Genomic DNA, 239 nt, shown 5'->3' with positions numbered 1-239 from the left:
GGGTGCGACCTGCTTCCCGGGGGCGTACACGGCACTCAGCGGCGAAGTCGCCAGCGCGCAGTTGGGCAGCACTTCGTTCAGGCGCCCTGCGTCGAGGTCATCGGCCACGTCCCAGATCGACTTGCGGGCGATGCCGGCGCCCTGCACCGCCCGGATCTGCGCCGCCGCGCCATCGTCGCAGAGCGTACTAGCGTCCAATGGAAACGCGATGGTGCCGCCGGGCTGCGCGAACACCCATT

The 239-nt window shown here is 69.9% G+C and carries 1 pseudogene; it reads right to left on the bottom strand.

Features of this window, described 5'->3' with window-relative positions:
- Window positions 1–239, bottom strand: a pseudogene (locus ACQG3P_RS22875) (LysR family transcriptional regulator); the annotation flags it as partial.

Origin of the sequence: Stenotrophomonas sp. SrG, assembly GCF_050031795.1 — a bacterium.
In the GTDB taxonomy this organism is placed as follows: domain Bacteria; phylum Pseudomonadota; class Gammaproteobacteria; order Xanthomonadales; family Xanthomonadaceae; genus Stenotrophomonas; species Stenotrophomonas rhizophila_A.
The sequence above is the reverse complement of the archived record's forward strand: the minus strand, read 5'-3'. Positions and strand labels throughout refer to the sequence as shown.